Origin of the sequence: Lactonifactor longoviformis DSM 17459 (assembly GCF_900129135.1) — a bacterium.
Classification (GTDB): domain Bacteria; phylum Bacillota; class Clostridia; order Lachnospirales; family Lachnospiraceae; genus Lactonifactor; species Lactonifactor longoviformis.
The window spans coordinates 307,793-326,869 of sequence record NZ_FQVI01000001.1 but is presented as its reverse complement, the minus strand read 5'-3'; the positions used below and the strand labels follow the sequence as shown (position 1 = coordinate 326,869).

At 46.2% G+C, this 19,077-nt stretch carries 17 protein-coding genes and 1 tRNA gene; 11 read left to right on the top strand and 7 right to left on the bottom strand.

Going from position 1 to position 19,077, the window contains the following annotated elements; all coding sequences use genetic code 11:
• Positions 1–2 precede the first annotated feature (2 nt).
• The 6 genes from buk (at position 3) to BUA56_RS01400 (ending at position 7,819) form a co-directional block, all read left to right on the top strand.
• Positions 3–1,091 (top strand): butyrate kinase, encoded by a 1,089-nt coding sequence (buk, locus tag BUA56_RS01425; protein WP_242946700.1) that lies wholly within the window; start codon positions 3–5, stop codon positions 1,089–1,091.
• Positions 1,092–1,297: 206 nt separating this feature from the next.
• Positions 1,298–2,761 (top strand): sodium/proline symporter, encoded by a 1,464-nt coding sequence (locus tag BUA56_RS01420; protein WP_072848452.1) that lies wholly within the window; start codon positions 1,298–1,300, stop codon positions 2,759–2,761.
• A 20-nt stretch (positions 2,762–2,781) separates the two neighbouring features.
• Positions 2,782–3,654 carry an SDR family oxidoreductase gene (locus tag BUA56_RS01415; RefSeq protein WP_072848450.1) on the top strand — a complete coding sequence of 291 codons (873 nt, stop codon included), beginning with the start codon at positions 2,782–2,784 and terminating at the stop codon, positions 3,652–3,654.
• 26 nt (positions 3,655–3,680) lie between these two features.
• Positions 3,681–5,651 carry an oxidoreductase gene (locus BUA56_RS01410; RefSeq protein ID WP_072848753.1) on the top strand — a complete coding sequence of 657 codons (1,971 nt, stop codon included), beginning with the start codon at positions 3,681–3,683 and terminating at the stop codon, positions 5,649–5,651.
• A gap of 237 nt (positions 5,652–5,888) precedes the next feature.
• Complete coding sequence (locus BUA56_RS01405) at positions 5,889–6,815, top strand: SDR family NAD(P)-dependent oxidoreductase (protein ID WP_072848449.1); 927 nt, start codon at positions 5,889–5,891, stop codon at positions 6,813–6,815.
• 107 nt (positions 6,816–6,922) lie between these two features.
• Entirely contained in the window at positions 6,923–7,819 is an 897-nt protein-coding gene (locus BUA56_RS01400; RefSeq protein ID WP_072848447.1) for a 3-methyl-2-oxobutanoate hydroxymethyltransferase, read from the top strand.
• Positions 7,820–7,871: 52 nt separating this feature from the next.
• Here BUA56_RS01400 and BUA56_RS01395 read toward each other — a convergent pair whose 3' ends face one another.
• A complete protein-coding gene (locus BUA56_RS01395; protein WP_072848445.1) occupies positions 7,872–8,621 on the bottom strand; it encodes a helix-turn-helix transcriptional regulator in 750 nt (249 codons plus the stop codon).
• A gap of 177 nt (positions 8,622–8,798) precedes the next feature.
• On the opposite strand from BUA56_RS01395, the gene BUA56_RS01390 reads away from it, so the two are divergent.
• Positions 8,799–9,302 carry a trigger factor gene (locus BUA56_RS01390; RefSeq protein WP_072848443.1) on the top strand — a complete coding sequence of 168 codons (504 nt, stop codon included), beginning with the start codon at positions 8,799–8,801 and terminating at the stop codon, positions 9,300–9,302.
• A 29-nt stretch (positions 9,303–9,331) separates the two neighbouring features.
• Positions 9,332–10,906 carry a chaperonin GroEL gene (gene groEL / locus BUA56_RS01385; RefSeq protein ID WP_084067551.1) on the top strand — a complete coding sequence of 525 codons (1,575 nt, stop codon included), beginning with the start codon at positions 9,332–9,334 and terminating at the stop codon, positions 10,904–10,906.
• A 123-nt stretch (positions 10,907–11,029) separates the two neighbouring features.
• Here groEL and BUA56_RS01380 read toward each other — a convergent pair.
• Positions 11,030–11,112: transfer RNA gene (locus tag BUA56_RS01380), tRNA-Leu, on the bottom strand.
• Positions 11,113–11,343: 231 nt separating this feature from the next.
• Here BUA56_RS01380 and BUA56_RS01375 point away from each other — a divergent pair.
• From BUA56_RS01375 to BUA56_RS01365, 3 genes are all read left to right on the top strand, one after another.
• Positions 11,344–13,224, top strand: a complete 1,881-nt coding sequence (locus BUA56_RS01375) for a glycine betaine ABC transporter substrate-binding protein (protein ID WP_072848441.1) — start codon at positions 11,344–11,346, stop codon at positions 13,222–13,224.
• On the top strand, positions 13,214–14,410 hold the full coding sequence (locus BUA56_RS01370; RefSeq protein ID WP_072848439.1) for a quaternary amine ABC transporter ATP-binding protein: 1,197 nt from the start codon (positions 13,214–13,216) through the stop codon (positions 14,408–14,410). Before BUA56_RS01375 ends, BUA56_RS01370 begins: the two co-directional genes overlap by 11 nt.
• A gap of 111 nt (positions 14,411–14,521) precedes the next feature.
• A complete protein-coding gene (locus tag BUA56_RS01365) occupies positions 14,522–15,340 on the top strand; it encodes a CAP domain-containing protein (RefSeq protein WP_072848437.1) in 819 nt (272 codons plus the stop codon).
• An 85-nt stretch (positions 15,341–15,425) separates the two neighbouring features.
• Here the strand turns inward: BUA56_RS01365 and BUA56_RS01360 are convergent, their stop codons facing one another.
• The 5 genes from BUA56_RS01360 to BUA56_RS01340 all read right to left on the bottom strand — a co-directional run bounded on the left by BUA56_RS01360 (position 15,426) and on the right by BUA56_RS01340 (position 18,952).
• On the bottom strand, positions 15,426–16,385 hold the full coding sequence (locus tag BUA56_RS01360; protein WP_072848435.1) for a CPBP family intramembrane glutamic endopeptidase: 960 nt from the start codon (positions 16,383–16,385) through the stop codon (positions 15,426–15,428).
• Positions 16,386–16,482: 97 nt separating this feature from the next.
• Positions 16,483–16,941, bottom strand: coding sequence for a peptide deformylase (def, locus tag BUA56_RS01355; RefSeq protein ID WP_072848433.1), 459 nt, complete (start codon positions 16,939–16,941; stop codon positions 16,483–16,485).
• Positions 16,916–17,176, bottom strand: a complete 261-nt coding sequence (locus tag BUA56_RS01350; RefSeq protein WP_072848431.1) for a helix-turn-helix transcriptional regulator — start codon at positions 17,174–17,176, stop codon at positions 16,916–16,918. The genes def and BUA56_RS01350 overlap by 26 nt, the downstream gene beginning before the upstream one ends.
• A gap of 494 nt (positions 17,177–17,670) precedes the next feature.
• Positions 17,671–18,165, bottom strand: a complete 495-nt coding sequence (dfrF, locus tag BUA56_RS01345) for a trimethoprim-resistant dihydrofolate reductase DfrF (RefSeq protein WP_002322211.1) — start codon at positions 18,163–18,165, stop codon at positions 17,671–17,673.
• A 307-nt stretch (positions 18,166–18,472) separates the two neighbouring features.
• The gene (locus BUA56_RS01340) at positions 18,473–18,952 is read right to left on the bottom strand and encodes an MGMT family protein (RefSeq protein WP_002322212.1); all 480 of its coding nucleotides are present in this window, start codon (positions 18,950–18,952) and stop codon (positions 18,473–18,475) included.
• Positions 18,953–19,077: the final 125 nt, after the last annotated feature.

The window sequence follows — 19,077 nt, the reverse complement described above, 5'->3', positions numbered from 1 at the left end:
TTTTGAGAGAAGAAAAAATATATCGGATCCTCACAATCAATCCGGGCTCTACCTCCACAAAAATAGGTGTTTTTGACAATGATACATGTATCCTTGAACATGTGGTAAGACACCAAAGGCAGGAGCTTGTCTCCTGCCCCGGGCCTGGAGTTTTTTCGCAGAAGGATATAAGAAAGCAGCTGGTGCTGGAGGCACTGAAAGAGAATCACATTCCCTTGGAAACCCTGGATGCTGCTTCCGGGAGGGCGGGAAGACTGCCGCCTATGGAAAGCGGTACCTATGAAATTAATCAGGATCTTATGGACAGTATACCAGATCCCCTCCCCTCACCGGCGCTTCTTGGAATGGTGATTGCGAAGGAGATCGCAGATGAGTACCATATTCCGGGGTTTATCGTTGATCCTGCCACAGTGGATGAGCTGTGGGAGATTGCCCGGATTACAGGATTCCCGGAGATTACAAAGGTTATCCATGTTCACTGCCTGAACCAGAAGGCAGTTGCAAGACGTGCGGCAGCTGAACTGGGGAAGGGGTATGAAGACTGCCGGTTTGTGGTTGCACATCTGGGCGGCGGTATTAGTATCGGTGCACATCGTTACGGGAGAATCGTTGACGGCGTGGGAGGAAGCTCCGGTGAAGAGCCGTTCTCTCCGGAACGGGCCGGTGCAGTCCCCGGGGTCTTGTTTCTGGATTTCTGTTTTTCCGGGAACTATACCAGAGATGAGATCATGGATCGTTTCGTAAGGAGCGGCGGTATGTTCTCCTATCTTGGGACATCGGATTTGAGAGAGACAGAGGCCATGATTGCAGATGGGGACAAAAAGGCAGAGCTGATCTTCGAGGCCATGACCTATAATGTGGCAAAAGCAATTGGACAAATGTATGCCGTACTTGATTCGGATGTCGATGCCGTTATTTTAACCGGAGGCCTTACATACTCTGAACATTTTAGGGATAAGGTGGTAAAACGTATCAGAAACATGGGAAAGGTAATCGTATATCCAGGTGAGTTTGAGCTTGCCGCCCTTGCACAGGGAGCACTCAGGGTGCTGAGAAACGAGGAGAAGCCGAAAGTATTTAGGAAAAAATAAGAGTAGTTTGGCGCACTGTTTCAGTAGAGAATAACAGGGGGAAAAGAAATGATATTTGGCTTACCGTTGCTTACTTTTTTTCTTGCGATTGGAGCACCTGTAATTTCGGTGATCCTTTCACTGGTTTTTGTGTTCACTTTTGATGAGGGGGATCACTGGTTAACAGTGGAAGATATTATTGAAAAGTTCAGAAAGGGGCGGTAGAGATGCGGACAATAATTCTGGTGTGTATTTACTTTGCTGTTATCCTTCTGATTGGCTTTTTCGCGGGAAGACGCACAAAAGATATGTCGGGGTATATGGTTGGCGGGAGGAATCTCGGGGTATGGATTGTATCTCTGGGTATTATGGCGGCTGTGATGAGCGGCTGGACCTGGCTGGGGAATCCGGGCAGTGCATATTCCGGGGGCTATTCCTCTGTTATTACATACACTGCGTTTTCCCCCCTGGGACTTGTTATAAGCTATTTTATAATTGCAAAACCGGTGCGTATCATCAGTGAAAAGTTCAATTGCTATACTCTGGCGGATATTCTTGCGGCGAGATGGAATGACAATAAGACCATCCGTTTTTTGTGCGGGATCATTATTTTGATCGGCTCCGCCACCTATCTTGTCAGTCAGTGGGTTTCCATGGGAACGGCAGTGCAGGAAGCGCTTGGCACCGGATACAGACAAAGCGTAATTATCGGTGCGGTTATCATAACCCTGTATATTATAGCGGGCGGAATGCTTGCCAGTATGTGGACAAACTTTATTCAGATGATTATTATGTTTTTTGTGGCAGGCATTCTGGTAGTGGCGGGGTTTGCCGCGGTTGGGGGTTTTACAAGTATGAACGAACAGATCGCAGCGATTGAGCCGCAGATGATTAGCCCCTGGCATGCAGGAGACGGGGGTCTTGCCATGAGCTTTGTCCTGACGTATACGGTGTTTATGCTGGCAATAGCCTATGGGGGACAGCCTGCGGTGAATACAAAGTTTATGATGATTAAGGATAAAAAGCTGCTGAAGTGGTCCCCTTTCATTAGTGTAATTGCACTGATCGTTGGTACCTTTACAGTTTACGTGGGAATCCAGGGAAGGATCCTGGTGGAACAGGGAATTCTTGCACCTCCGGAAAGGCAGGATACGATTTTGCTTGATGTGATATCTCATATCATACCTGGGGAATTGACGGACTTGTTTTTGATTGCGATTCTGGCAGCTGTCATGTCTACTGCCGAATCCTATCTGTTTACTTCATCCACATCCATCATACAGGATTTGGCAATCAAATCATTCGATATAAAAATGGAGGATCATAAAGTGCTGATGCTTACGCGGGTGACAATGGCAGTCATTGCAGTCATTACTGTTATCATTTCCCTGAGTCCTCCGCCGCTGATTGCGCTGATAGGCACGCAGGCTTTCGGTACCTTTTGCGCAGGCTTCGGACCTGTCTTATATCTCGGGCTCCGATGGAAAAGAATGTCTTCCAGGGCTGCGGTGGCAGGCATGAGTGTGGGATTACTGGGCGGAGGAATCTTTCCCATTATAAATAAGCTGCTTTTCGACGGTGCACTGCTGTCCAATTGGACCATCGGGGGATTGGCTGTAGTTGCTTCCTATGCAGTGACCATTGCGGTAACGCTTTTGACGAAAGCAGAAAAATCAAAAGTTTTTGAGTAATCAATAAGGAGAAATTTACTTTGAAAGATTTGTTAGGATATAAAGATAAAATATGTGTTGTGACAGGTGCATCATCGGGCATGGGAAAGGCCTGTGCAGGGGAGCTTGCTGTTCTGGGAGCGAAGGTGTATGCCCTGGATATTGTTCCGCCGCAGATCGATGGAATCTGTGAATTCGTAAAGATAAATATGGGAGATAAGGCTTCTATTGATGGGGCATTTGCACATCTTCCGGAAACAATTCACAAATTTTTTAGCTTTGCCGGAGTTTCGGGGGAGAAAACATCCCCCAGGGAGACGATCTCTATTAACTATCTCGGCAATAAATATATTATGGAAGAATATCTTCGGGAAAGGATCCCGGAACAGGGGGCAGTAATGATGTGTACTTCTGTGGGAGCAAACAGATGGTATTCTGAAACAAATAAACCCGAACTGGAAGCACTGGTTCATGCCCGGGACTGGGAGGAAGCAGAAAAAGTGTTAGATATAATCTGTGAAGACCTCCAGAAAGGGAATGCATATACGTACTCCAAGAGGGCCCTTGGATATTTTACAACACTTTTTGCGTGCCAAATGGCTGGGAAAAATGTGAGGGTAAATTGCCTGAAGCCCGGGAATACAAGAAGCGGACTGACAGATGAGTTTGTTGAAAGATATCTGAGATTACATCCCGGGGAAACCATTGAGGATTATCACAAAGCAAATGGGCTGCGCCCCATTGCCGAGCCCCGCGAGATGGCAGAACCGGCAATTTTCCTGAACAGTGACATGGCATCTTACATCTCAGGAGCGGAATTGATTGTGGATTATGCAACAGATGCAGCAGTTCTTAGCGGGATAGAGAAGGAAGACCGATGGACCGGCAGAAAGCTAGTGCATACGTATGCTTAACCCAGCAGAATATGGAGGAAATGTATATGAGTATCAAATATAAAAATTTGTTCTCTCCTTATAATATAGGAAAGGTAAAAGTAAAAAACAGATATGCAGTTGCACCTATGGGCGGGGCGAAATTCACTGCACTTGGAACTTATGATCCCGATACAGTGGATTTTTATGTGGATTGTGCAAAGGGAGGATTCGGTCTTATCTTCAGCAATTCACTGGCAACTGACCTGGAGGTGGATCCCAACAGTCCTTTAGACAGACTCTTTCCAAACTACAATCCCAAAGCCTTTATTGCAAACTGTGTATTTATGAATGAGAGAATTCACTCCTACAATGCCAGGATTTTTTGCCAGATTACCATGGGACCGGGCAGAAACGGGGGTGGAAAACTGACACCCTCAGAATTACCGTATTACTTTGCACCGGATGAGAAATCGAGAGCGCTGACAACAGAGGAAGTCAAAGCTAAGATAAGTTCACTTATCCGCGGTGCGAAAATAGCAAAGGATGCAGGGTTTGACGGTGTTGACATCCATGCGATGCATTGGGGCTATCTGATTGACGAATTTGCGATGGAAATGATGAACCATAGGACGGATGAATACGGGGGAAGTTTTGAGAACCGTATGCGAGTGCCAAAGGAAATTGTAGAAGGAATAAAAAAAGAATGCGGCAGTGATTTCCCGGTCACAATCCGGGTGTCTCTGAAAGGATATATCAAGGATTTTAACGTAGGTTCCTATACAGGAGAGGGGGAAGCAGGAAGAACTCTTGAGGAGGCGGTTCAGATTTGCAGGACCCTGGAGTCTTATGGGTATGACGGACTGAGCGTGGATGTGGGTACTTATGAATCCTTCTACCATGCATGCCCCCCAAGTTACATACCAAAGGGAAATTATATAGACCTGGCGGAGGAAGCGAAAAAGGCAGTGAATATTCCCATCCTTTTAGCCGGAAGAATGAATGATCCCCAGATGTGTGAAAAAGCACTTGAGGAAGGGAAGATAGACGGAATTGTACTGGGAAGAGCAGCCCTTGCCGATCCCCATTATGCGGCTAAGCTTGAGAAGGGGCAGGAAGAAAGAATCCGGCCATGCCTTTCCTGCAACCAGGGATGCATTGGGAGAGAATTTCTGAATGGCGCTGTTTCATGTGCAGTCAATCCTTCTGTGCTGAGAAGAGAAAGCTACGGCATCAGGAAGGCGGACGAACCAAAGAAAGTTATGGTAGTAGGCGGCGGGGTTGCCGGTATGGAAGCCGCAAGAACCCTGTTTATGCGCGGCCATGAGGTTGCTCTTTATGAAGCTTCCGATCATTTGGGTGGCAATCTGCTCCCGGCAGGGGCTCATACATTCAAAGCACCGGTGCTGGAACTCAATGACTGGTATAAGAGGGAGCTAAAAGAGCTGGGGGTTGAGGTATATCTGAATACCAGGGTGAGTGCTGACTTCATTGAGCAGAGCGGGGCAGATGCTGTGATAATAGCAATCGGTTCCCTGCCGGTCATGCCTCCGATTCCGGGAATCGAACAATCCATTTCCAGCATCCAGGCACTTTCAAAGGGAACCAGGATTGGGGATAAGGTAATTGTTATAGGCGGCGGTCTTGTGGGATGTGAGCTTGCTATAGAGTACGGAATGGAAGGGAAAGATGTGACAGTTGTTGAGGCACTGCCAAAGATTCTCTCGGCTGGTGCTCCGGTTCCGTTTATGAACAAGATGTGCATTGAGGAAATGATGGATTACTATAAAATCAAAGTAAAAACGGGAAGCCGTGTGAGCAGGATAACGGAGACAGGCGCTGTAATTGCTGTGGATGGAGAGGAGGAGGAGCTGACTGCCGATACGGTGGTAATGGCAATCGGATTTAGGCCTGTCCCCTCGTTTGCTGATGAAGTAAGAGGCTGTGGGATGGATGTATATGAGATTGGGGACGGAAGAAAAGTGGGCAGTGTAATGACGTCCGTATGGGATGCCTATGAGATTGCCCGAAGTATATAAGAAAGAAAAGTACTGCCGCGCCAGGGGTGAAAGCATCCCTGGCGCGGCAGTTTCTGTAACTATTAATTATAACACAGTAACTGATAAAATAATAGTATCTGTTAAGATAATATATCTTTCTACATTTGAGTAATATCCCCGGGAAATCAATTCAAGTAAAATAATTATATAGGGATTGGGCAGTGATAAAACACACGTAAACCGGCCGCAGTTAGTGTTAGGAAAGGAGGAACAGGAATGGAATTAACAGAAAAAATGATACTTGGATTGACGCAAATGAGCACCCAGGATGCCCGCAGTCTGCAGGAGATCTTCTGCACAGATCTGAAAGGGAAGGTAGCCGTTGTTACAGGCGGAGCCACCGGACTTGGCTATTGCGTGGTAAACCGCCTGTCAGAGGGCGGGGCATCTGTGATCATCGCATCCCGGAACGAAGCCAGAGGGAAAAAGGCGGAAGAGGAGTTCCGGGCAAAAGGACGGGAGGTTATCTGGTGCCGGACGGATGTGACTAAGGTAGCTGACTGCTATAAAACCGTGGACTTTGCTGTGGAAAAGTACGGGAAAGTAGATATTGTTGTAGCCAATGCTGCTACCTGGTCTATGTATTCCTTCCTTGATATGCCGGAGGAAGCCTTTGATCATGTTATAAATACAGATTTAAAGGGAGAGTATTTTATTGCCCAGGCAGCTGCCCGTGTTATGGTGCGTCAGAAGATCAGAGGGAAGATTGTATTTATCGCCTCTGTGGCGCATAAGGGATCCGACACCCCTAAGATCGGTATGATGACCCATTACAATGCGGCGAAGGGTGCAGTGGTCAGCCTGACCAAGGGGGTTGCCAAGGAACTGCACCAATACGGGATCAGTGTCAACTGTGTTGCTCCCGGCGGGATGACAACATACGGTGCCGTCAGCAATTCCTCCGAGGCATTTGAACTGTATGGCCAGGAACTGGCGGCAGATCGGATGCGGTTCGGGGCAGAGGTACCTGTGGCATCCAGTCCGGATCAGGTTGCCCTGGTGGTATTGGCCATGTGCACAGCGATGTCTGACTATGTGGTGGGAGAGACCATTGATGTGGACGGCGGTTCTCTCATGAGCTTCCAGCAGAAGCCCTGGAGTTACAATGTGGAGGGCTGTATACCTGGTCCGAAAGCAGAATAGTCCCGGTTCTTACAGGTGTTCGTTTCTTTACCCGAAGCTGCGGGGAAAGAAATTGGAATACGGTACATGAGGCAAAGCAAATTCAAATGTGAAAGGGGAACAGTTACATGGAAGAAAACAAAGTAGTAGTTTCTGAGGAGGAACAAAAAGAAGCCCAGAAGGGTATTCACATGTCTACGGTAAGAAAAGCCAGAAAAAATCTCGCGTATCTGCAGAAAAAGAAGGATAAAGGGGAAAAGATTGTCCAGATGTGCCCGGCAGCCCTGGGTCCTATGTTTGCATTGGCGGCGGAGGTCGCTGACTGTGATATTCTCCGCACGCCGTCCTGGTTTGCCGATACCCAGCAGGATTCTATTGACAGCGCAATTCCCACTATTAAATCCTACCGGGCGGTAGCACAGAGACTCCATATTAACTTCTATATGCCCACGCCTACGTACGCGTCAAAAGAGAAGGCTCTTTCCTATGGATCGGAATATGTGGTTGCAGGGGCAGATTCTATGCTGCCCATGGGTATCAGCAATGAGACACTGCGATACATGACAGATAATTATGTCCCTGTATACGGCCATATCGGAGCGATCTCGGGATGGCAGACCAATGCTACCGGCTATTCAAAGCTGGGTAAGACAGCAGAGGATGCTCTGAGAGTTTTTAAGATGGGGTATGAATATCAGGAAAATGGGATGGGCGGAATGACTGTTGAGCTGACGCCCATCGAGGTCAGTGCTGCCATAGCAAAGAAACTGCGCGTTCCCGTAGTGTCTATCGCCGGCGGTGCGGCGTGCGACGGATCTGAGATGGTGGATATGGATACCTTCGGTATGATGCCGTCTGCAGCATCCCATGCCAAGACCTATGCGAACTTTATGGAATTTGCAGCCACCGCATATGCGATGTGGGCGAATGATGTGCGTACAGGGGCATATCCGGAAGACAAGCATGGCTGGCATATGGATCCGGAGGAATTGGATAAGTTTATGAATGCATTAGAAAAATTCTAACCCCGGGATAAACACCCCAGGGCAGGCATACAGCCGTCTGCCCTGGGGACTTCTATCCTAAAAGCCGGGCAAGCAGTTCCCTCTGGGAAGATACATGAAGCTTGGCGTAGATGTGTGAGATGTGCTTTTGCACAGTTGCCCGGGTGACACTGAGAGTCGTGCTGATGTGGGCAGGGGACATTCCATTGCACAGCAGAGTAGCGATCTCTATTTCCCTGGGAGTTAGCTTTGTGGACTTCCAGTCTATCTTGCTGATATCGGTATCCTGCATCTGATAGCTGAAGAAGTTTTTGTACATATTTTTAAACTGGGGAACTGCCAGCTTGATAAATGCAATCTCTGACGGCAGAAAGTTTTCGTTCGTTGTCTTATCAAGACAGGAGAGAACTCTAACGTGTCCGTTCAGGTCCTGAAAAGCATAGCCCAAGGTATAGGTGAGCCCCCGGGGACGTATAAAATCAGGGATAAATTCTTTTGCGCTCTCCTCCTTCCAGGACACAAGAGAAATCTCGGAATCTGCCTCATTCGTTAGGTAGGGGGTGTAAATGGAGTAGCGCTTGTTTTCCGGCAATTTTGAATAGTATTCCAGGTAAAGGGTAGACCAGTGGCTGTCTGTATTGAACAAATACTGATCATAGACCTTCCCGTTAGAGTCAAAAAAGTAGATAAGTCCCTTGTCAAAGCGGCAGTATTCCCGCAGGCCGGTCATAATCTCAATGGCAAACTGTCTCTGATCATGGAAGCTTCCGCAATGCAGACAGAAATCATATAGCTCACGCCAGGGGATCTTGGTATCGTTCATATCATCCTCCTCTTTACAAATCAGTGAGTTCCTAATGATACTCTTATGCGGGGAAAGGTAAAGTACACTTTTTCTTTAATATAAAAGTATTTGAGTGAAATGTCAATATAGTACTTGTCCTTGAAACTTTAGAGAATCGGCATTCACTTTAATTAAAATACAGAGGGGGAATAGCGCATGCAATGCTTAGACGAAGTAAGAGAACTTAAATATTTGCAGATAAGGCTGGAGCGGAGCGGTCTGGATGAACAGCAGATAAAAGAGGCGCTTTTGGAAAAGGCCGCAGAACAAAGTAACATCCACGTGCCCAACGAGCAGGTGGAAAGGGAATATACCGCTCTGGTCCAGACTGCGAAACAAAGGATCCGGTATGAGTACATGGCTGAGGGCAAACCGTTTTATGGATTCCCGGAGTCTTTTTATGCTGCACTGGAGTCTCTTCGGGTGGAAGCCTATTGTTCGGTAAAGACAGAATTGCTGCTGCAGGCTGTTATTGAAGCGGAACATCTGGAGGTCTCCCGGGAAGAGCTGGAGAAAGAAGGACTGGCTTCTGCCAAAAGACTGGAAGTCACACCTGAGATGGCCCGGATGTTTTACGGGGATGACTACGGACTTCTTAAAAAAGATCTTCTGAGGCGAAAGGCGATAGACTTGATTTATGAGCATGCGGTTCTGGTCTGAATAGGGACATACTGTGGGAGGAGGATACGATGGTAAAAACAATGACACACGGTGCAGGCGCATTGGAGAAGCTTGCCGCCGGAGCAGATAAACTGGCCGATACCGTAAAAGTAACGCTGGGTCCCAAAGGACGGAATGTCCTGATCGGCAGGGAACCGTCCGGCTGTCTGATTACCAATGACGGTGCCGCAATCGCGGAGGCAGTGGAGCTTCCCGACCCTTTTGAGAATATGGGTGCGCAGATTATAAAACAGGCCGCCCAAAAGACGAAGGAGGGTGCCGGAGACGGAACTACTACAACTCTTGTGCTGGCCCAATGTATTGTTCATGAAAGTCTGAGAAATATAGCGGCGGGAGCCAACCCCATAGAATTGAGAAAGGGGATTCAGGCAGCTGCAGACCTTGTGACAGAGGAAATAAAAAAAGCGGCTGTGCCCATGGAGGACAAGGCGGCAATGGCCCAGGTAGCGGCAGCCGCCTGCCAGGATCCTGCGGCGGGCAGCATGATCGCTGACGCCATGGAGCAAATAGGAGAATACGGAGTAATCACCGTTTCCGAGGGCAGTAAACTGGAGACAGTCCTGACCGTTGCTCAGGGGATGCAGTTCAGCCGCCGTCTGGTGACAAACAGCTTTCTAAAAGAAGGAGAAACACAAATCCGTTTGGACCACCCCCTGCTTCTGCTTACCGATTACGAAATATCGGAGATTGAGGAGCTGGTGCCTATTCTGGAAGAAGTGCTGAATCTGGAGCAGCCCCGGCCGCTGCTGATCCTTGCCGAAAAGCTTCAGGGAGAGGCACTGGACACTCTGGTATTAAACAGGGCTAAAGGGATCCTGGATGTGGCCGCCGTCATGCCTCCGGAATACGGGGAGGGACGTCAGGAAACCATGGAAGACATTGCGGTATTGACCGGAGGAACCGTAATCACCAAATCTTCTTATAAGATAGAAGAAACAACCCTGGACATGCTGGGAAGCGCCGACTCGGTCACTATAGATTCACAGAAAACCGTGATTGCCGGGGGAGGGGGAAGCAAAGAGAAAATTCAGTTTCGTATCAATGAGCTCCGGATGAGATCGGAAGATACAGCGTATGCATTTAAAAAAGAACGGTATAAAGAACGCCTGGCCCGGTTCGTCGGGGGAATTGCCCTTATTGATGTTGGGGGAACTACAGAAGTGGAGATGAAAGAGTGCAAGATGCGGATTGACGATGCTGTGAATGCGGCAAAAGCAGCTGCGGCAGAAGGAATGATACCAGGCGGGGGCACTGTTTTAGTAAAATCTATCCCTAAAGTGAAGGAATTTGCTGAAACGCTGGAAGGTGACCGAAGAACCGGTGCCTATATCGTGAGCCGGGCTCTGGAGGGCCCTCTGCGGCTGATTGCCGAAAACGCCGGATTTCACGGAACAGAGGTTCTGGCAAAGGTAAAAACTCTTCCGGCGGCATATGGGTTTGACGCGGGGGCGGGAGAGTACAGAAATTTGATGGAGGCGGGAATCATAGATCCGGCCAAAGTCACGGTATCGGCCCTCACGTGTGCTGTATCTGCAGCCTCAACGCTTTTGACTACCGGGGCGTCAACCCACCTATTTCCTTAAGATGTCCGGCAGGTAAATAAGGAGCCTTAGATATAATCCTCCCCGTAATCTTACGAGTGCTGATACGTCTGATTTCACACAAAAAAAGAGTCCAGTATTCTCAGTGAATACTGGACTTAATACTGCCGGCAATGGGACTTGAACCCATACGTGGTTGCCCACAACAGATTTTGAGTCTGCCTCGTCTGCCATTCCGACACGCCGGCATGTTCATTCCGAACCGAAAATAATTGTACCATATTCTAACATGATCTGCAAGGGGAAATTTGGCTTTTTTCTGATAAGCAAGATGAAAAACCTATAACTCTAAAACTTCCCCCTTCATGTACCGTGAATGTGAAGTCTCTAATTTCTTAACGCATACTTCACACATCTCCCCCCGGTAGAATGTTATAATTTAGAAAAGTCAATTCTTAATAGAGAAGGAGTGAAATCTTATGAAGCAGAGGGGAAATTACAGGTTCCTGCTGCTATTTTTTGCGGCTTTTTGTCTCTTGCTCGGGGGATGCAGGACGACAGAAAAGAAGGAAATAGCGTTTGCCGATGTGGGATGGGACAGTGTACGCTTTCATAACGCTGTGGCGGGACTGATTGCAGAGTCTGCGTATGGGTATACCTGGACAGAGACGCCGGGGTCTACGCCGATTATGCATGAGGCCCTGAACAAGGGCGAGATTGATGTGAGCATGGAAGAGTGGACAGATAATATCTCTTCTTATGAAAAAGACTTAAAGGCAGGGACGTTTCAGGAATTAGGATCCAATTATGATGACGACAAACAAGGGTTTTATGTGCCCAGATACGTAATTGAGGGGGATCCCTCCAGAGGAATTGAAGCGGCTGCCCCTGATTTGAAGACAGTACAGGATCTGGAAAAGTATGCGGACATTTTTACGGATCAGGAGAATCCAGGCAAGGGAAGGATTTATGGGGGAATCCCGGGATGGGAGATTAATGAGACTATGAGAAAAAAGGTAAGCTATAATGGCCTGGACAGCTTATACAATTACTTTCAGCCGGGTTCAGATTCTGCATTATCTGCAGCCTTTACCTCTGCCTATGAAAAGGGGGAACCGATCGTAGGATATTACTGGGAGCCAACGTGGCTGACGGGGAAATGTGATCTGGTACTGCTGGAGGACAAAGCATACGTGGATGAGGAGCAGTTCCGGGAGGGAAAGACAGAGTGCCCTGCAGTAAATGTTACCATTGCGGTGAGCAATACATTTGCACAGTCAAATCCGGAATTCTGCAGTTTCCTGGAGAATTATCACACTTCCAGCAAATTAACCAGCGAGGCTCTGGCATATATGCAGGAGACAGGGAATGACTATACTGCTGCGGCAAAATGGTTTCTCACAGAGCATGAAGATCTGATTGAACAGTGGCTGCCGGACAAAGAAAAAGCTGATGCGGTAAAAGGCGCATTGGGGATTCAAAAAGTCAGAAAAAATTATTTTCTTGAGTTTCCCTTTGAACTGCCTATACATACCGAAGACTTTGACAGTGCCGTAAAGGCTTTTGCCGCACACTTCAGCGGTTTTTTCAATGGGATCCGGGATGGGCTGGATGGGATGATTGGGGGAATCCATGGCATTCTGGGACTGATTCCCTGGTGGCTTATGATTTTCCTTGTCTTCTTAGGTGGATGGAAAATCGGAGGAAAGATAAAAACGGGAATTCTCTATAGTATTCTTCTTTTCATTGTAGGAATGATAGGGCTGTGGGCGATGATGTATGAGACTTTAGCCATTGTGATTGCATCAGTTGTCATTTCATTGGCAGCAGGACTTCCTATCGGCATTCTTATCTCAGGCAGTGAAAGAGCGAATCGGATTCTGCGTCCGATCTTGGATACGATGCAGACCATGCCTGTGTTTGTCTATCTCATACCGGCAGTCTTGTTTTTCGGGCTGGGAAGAGCACCTGCGGTCATCGCTACCACAGTGTACGCAGTGGTTCCAGTAATACGCCTTACCAGCCACGGGATCCGTCAGGTAGAGCCCGAGGTGGTGGAGGCAGCCAGGTCCTTTGGATCTACCTGGCTGCAGTGTCTGTGGAAAGTACAGATTCCACAGGCAATGCCTACGATTCTGACTGGTGTCAATCAGACACTGATGATGGCCATGTCCATGGTAGTTACCTGCTCTATGATTGGTGCTTCCGGTCTGGGGATGGAAGTACTTATCAGTGTGAACCGGATTGAGATAGGAAGAGGACTTTTGGCCGGCATTGCAGTAGTAATTGTAGCGATACTCATGGATCGTATGACCCAGGGATGTCTGAGGAAGGGCGAGGAGGAGAGAAATGGAAAATAAGGCTGGGCAGAATACAGAACGGATGCTCCGAATCAGGCACCTGACAAAATTCTACGGAATGAATAAATCAGAGGCATTCAGGATGGCTGAGAGAGGAGAGGAAAAAAACAGCATCTATGAGAAGACAGAGGTTACCTTGGGACTGTGGGACGTGAACTTCGAAGTACAGAAAGGAGAGATATTCGTTATTATCGGACTTTCCGGATGCGGAAAATCCACTCTGGTGCGCATGCTGAATCTTCTCCATCGACCTACCAGCGGTGAAATAATTTTTAACGGCCGGAATATAGCCGGATTCAGTAAGAGAGAGCTTCTGGACTACCGGAGAGAAAAGATCTCTATGGTATTTCAGAATTTTGGGCTCATGTCTCACAGGGATGTGCTGGGAAATGTGGCATACGGACTGGAGACGAGAGGTATGTCAAAAAGTAAGAGGGAAGAGACAGCAGCAGATATGATACAGCTGGTAGGCCTTAAGGGACAGGAACATACACCCATTCAGAGTCTGTCCGGAGGGATGAAGCAGAGGGTGGGGATTGCCAGGGCTCTGGCCAATGATCCGGAGATTCTGCTCATGGATGAACCATTTTCCGCTCTGGATCCTTTGGTTCGGAAGGATATGCAGTTTGAGCTTTTGTCTCTGCAGAAGAAGCTGCAGAAAACAGTGGTTTTTATCACTCATGATATTAATGAGGCATTTAAACTAGGTGACAGAGTGGCTATTATGCGGGACGGAAGGCTGGTTCAGGTTGGAACTCCGGAAGAGATGAGCGCGGAACCTGCCGATGATTATGTAAAAGAATTTGTAGAGAGCGCGGATAAGGCAAAGGTGCTGACAGTGGGGCATGTGATGGCAGCGCCCTCCTGTGTGGTGAGCAAGAGAGACAGTCTGGATTTTGCTATTTACCTCATGCAGAGGGAGGGGAATTCGACTGCCTATCTGGTAGACGAAGAAGAACGCCTGAAAGGGATCCTTACCATTGAGGCAGCAGTCAGAGGAAGGCAGCGGCACCAGTCTTTGGAAGAAATACAGTGGCAGGAGGCGAAGACAACAACTGCGGATACTACGGTGAGAGATATTCTTCCTGTGGCGGCACGCACCCGATACCCAATTGCAGTGGTAGACGCTGTGGGGCATCTGGAAGGAATTCTTACTAAGGCGGCTGTACTGTCCTCTCTCGCGTAAGGGGAATTACCAGGAATTGCTTGTTTCTATTGTGGTTAGACTGTGCTAATATAATGAATGTAACAAAAATGTAATATTTACATAATCAATATGTAACACAAGGAGGACAACATGTTTAAACATTCATTATCTATTTTAGCAACTGCAATAGCTGTAGCGGGAAGTAGTTTGCCTGTATACGCTTCCGGCTCAGAAGATATGATATCCCAGCAGCTCAATGGGAAGGGTGTAATCGTAATTGGCACAGGCCAGCTGGCAGACTGCCCGGAATTAAATCTTCCAGGCATTATCATACCCGGCTTACCGGACTGCAATTTTCCTGAGATACCAGGTCTGCCGGGGGAACCGGATACGGAGCAGCCAGAGGGACCTGACACCGAGCTTCCGGAAGAACCAGATACGGAACAGCCGGATCTGCCTGACACCGAGCTTCCGGAGGAACCGGATACCGAACTTCCCGACACACCGGACACAGAGCTTCCGGATATGCCGGATACGGAACAGCCGGATGTGCCAGGGGAAGATCAGCCTGGAGATGACAATGCCGATGAGGACACGTCTTTTGCCCGCCAGGTTGTTGATTTGGTGAATCAGGAGCGGGCCAAAGAAGGTCTCTCTCCTCTCTCAATAGATGAAAAAGCAGTATCTGCAGCGCAGGTAAGGGCCAGAGAGATTGAGACATCCTTCTCTCATACAAGACCAAACGGAAGCAGCTTCAGCACAGCTCTTACAGAAAGCGGAGCCAGCTACCGGGGGGCAGGAGAGAACATTGCCTGGGGACAGAAAACTCCGGAGGAAGTAATGAAGGGCTGGATGAACAGTCCCGGACATAGAGCCAATATTATGAATGAGAAGTTTACTTCCATAGGGGTAGGGTATTATCAGAACGCCAAAGGCGTAAATTACTGGACCCAGTTATTTACTTACTAAGCTATTCATTTTCTAATAATTTCGATAAAAAGAGATGGACCCGCAGATAATGCTGTCCATCTCTTTCTTATGATAGGGGGAACTATTAGCCCCTGCGGGAATCTGAAGTCCCTTGAGAATTGATATGTGGGTCAGGCAGAAACTCATAGGTGGAGGTTCTGTAGCGATAGAGCAGATACAAAAACAGCAGTACATTGACACATGTAGTCAGAATCCCTCCCTCTATGCCGAAGTCGCCTCCGTTCAGCAGGTTTGCTGCAGGGTAGTGTGAGGTCATAATACTGCTGATGTTCAGCCCGCTGACCGGCATTCCATAAACTATAGATTGGAAAATATTCCATGTGATATGATAACCTATGCACATCCACAAATTGCCGGATTTGTAGTACGAATAAGAAAATACGATTCCAACGAGTATAATATTCACCAGGGATAGTACGGTCACACCGGGATTGAAGAGATGAATCCCGCCAAAAATAACAGATGGCAGTGCCATAATCAGATATATATTGTTTGATCTGCGCAGGACAGACATAAGTAATCCGCGGCAAAACAGTTCTTCCGCAAACCCTACCAGCAGCATAGTGACAATCCACCAAAATAAGGAAGGGGAGAAGGCGGGTCTCACAGAATCAATACAAACGCTGTTTGTTAAGATCAGGATGAAAAAGATAAGCGAACATGCTCCAAACCCAAGGAGCAGGCCGGTGGCGCCATCCTTTTTAAACCTTTTCCTAAAATCCCGAAGCCCTAAGTCCCTCCACTGGTACCTCATAATTTTCCAGACACATAATGACAGGAGGATGATTACAAGTTCCATTAAAATCTGCAGCACAACAGGCAGTGCATCATCTACTGCAAGTGCAAAGGAACTCATGTAGCCAGCTGCGTCATTGATATCTCCGGTTAACACTAATATTTTTCTCAATATCTCTACGCATAGCGTACTTGTCAAACCGGTGAGGGCATAAAACAATGCCATACAAATGATAACAATCCATCCGGAGCGGACGAGGCCATAACGATTTTTAAATAGTTTTCTCATAAAGTTTCCTTCCTCCATAGATGTGTTTAAGGACACCGTAAATCAGCCTTGTTACATTTAGGTTCAGTATCGTCTCTGTATTCTTCCCGGGCTGTTGTTATTCCGGAAGGATATATTCAGTTACTTTATCCGTAAACAAAATACCGTCCAGGTGATCCAGTTCGTGGCAAAAACATTTTGCCATTTCACCGGACACAGTATACATATGTTCTTCCCCCTGTTCATCCAGCGCCTGTACCGTAACCTGTAAGGGACGAAGTGTCTTTCCAAACCGATCCGGGAGACTGAGACAGCCCTCCACACACTCCTGTACACCTTCTTCTTTTAGGATTACAGGATTGACAAGCTTATACTGCTGTCCATCCATATGGATTACAACCAGACGTTTCAGAATACCTACCTGCGGGGCGGCAATGGCAGCCCCATTTTCTGTGTGATGGAGGGTATCCATCATATCCTCAAGGATCTCCCGTATGCGGTCATCCACACAGTCCACGATTCTGCATTTTTTTCTTAGGATTGGGTCATTCTCATACCGCAGTCTTCGTATGGCCATAAGAGCACCTCCTGCTTTTTTCTGTCCTTGCTTTCCGTTCACTTTCCTCAAACATAAAAACTTCTTCAATTCTGCAGCCGAAAATCCGGGCAATATCATATGCCAGCCATATGGAAGGCTCATATTTTTCTGTCTCAATGGCATGAATTGCCTGGCGGGAAGCCCCCACCATTTCCCCCAGCTGTGACTGCGTCAGGCCCTTTTCTTCCCTCAGTTTTTTTAACCTGTTTTTCATTTTGGCATACTCCTTGTAAAAATTAACCTGGTTCTATTATAAAAACCCTCTTCTGATATGTCAAGTAAACCTTACATGTGGTGCATGAGGCAGTAGAACGGGCAGCGGCGGTGTAAAAAATCTCCGGGGAGCATCGTTTACGGGTTTATGTATCAATTAAAATACAAAAGTAGTTATTGACTCTGGTATAATACTAAGGTTTGTACTAAATTTTATATCTAATTTTCGATTATCCGCATAAACACTATACTTTCAAGTATTTTGAAGTATAGAAAAAACTCATTTTACCACGATTTTACCACGATTGAATGAGCCTTGATATGACCTATAAAATAACACCCAAAAGACATCATTACACCTAAATGGTGTCTTTTTAAAAAGCAGTCAATCCTAAGACTAACTGCTTTGTGTGTATGGATATGAAATTGTCAAACTGGAATTTGTCTTACAACAATTTATATATGCATAAAAAGCAATATATTTATGAAAACACCCTAAATCCAAAATCTACTCAATTCATTTTTCCTTACATAAAATGTTCTCGTATATTTCACTTCCTCACCAAGTGTTTCCCCTATCAAAACTTCAAAATCATTGATATCAAATTCTGGAAAGAATGTATCTCCATCTTCAATATTTAAATCTACTTCTGTGATATACATTTTATCTACTATTTGCAAAGCTTCCTTAAATAGTCCATATCCACCAGATATGTATACATCTCGTCCTTTAGCCAATAATAATGCATCTTCTAATGATTTAACTGAAACTAAATTATCTCCTTGATACTCTGTTGTGGTGGAAACAACAATATTCATTCTATTAGGCAACGGATGACCGATTTCTTCATAAGACTTTCGCCCCATAATAACCACATTACCCGTTGTTAACTCTCTAAATTGCTTTTGTTCTCCCTTTATTTTCCATGGTATATTACCATTCTTGCCTATAACATTATTCTTTGACCTCGCAACAATCAAACCTATCATCTATTTCATCCTCCATAATATGATGTCGTACCTGTGATTCCATCAAGTGCACCACATCTTAACAAACTCAAAATTATCTCGAACTAACCAGCTCGACAAATTCTAATTTGTCCGTTTCTTCATATCCACATTATATCATTTTCATATCTGCACCACAATAAAATTTTATGCACCGATAATCTTATTGAACAGCTCTAACAAACACCATTTCATCACTCCAATCTGAAATTTAGGTATGAAAAAAGCAGTCAATCCTAAGACTAACTGCTTTGTGTATAGAGATATGAAATTGTGAAATAGAATTTGCCTATTTCAAATCAAAAAGAGAATTTTCATAGTCCTTTACATAGTATCGTATATTTTTACGCCCCTTTTGAATAATGGTATGTCCCTCTGCTTCTAATTTTTCTTTCTGTGCTTCAATACCATTTGGATATTTAGCATTTAATTCTCCGTTTGCTTTTAATGTTCTCCAATAGGGTGTTTCATCTTCGGAACGCTGATAACTCGCCCACGCTACAATAGAAACAAATATACCCGCTGTAATCGGCTCTGTAAAATCTGCACCACTCAATTTTGCAAAGTGTTCTCGTATTTTTCCAACCGTAATCACTTTACCATACGGAACTTTTTTCATTACTTTGTCATAGTCAATCGGGGGAGCAAAATACATTTTGTTTCCACCATATTTCTCAATACTTTTCTGGTCTATGATAATTTGAAATTTTGGCATATCCTTACTATCATGCAACATAGCATTAAAATCTTTTTTATCTTCATTTGCCATTTGTGCCACCTCCTACTTTAAGGATAGTCTGTTTCTTATTTCCATGCAATGAGGCTGTTTGAAAATTATTAACACTTTCAAATTTGTCGCTTTCTTCATATCCATATTATAACAGTTCCATATAT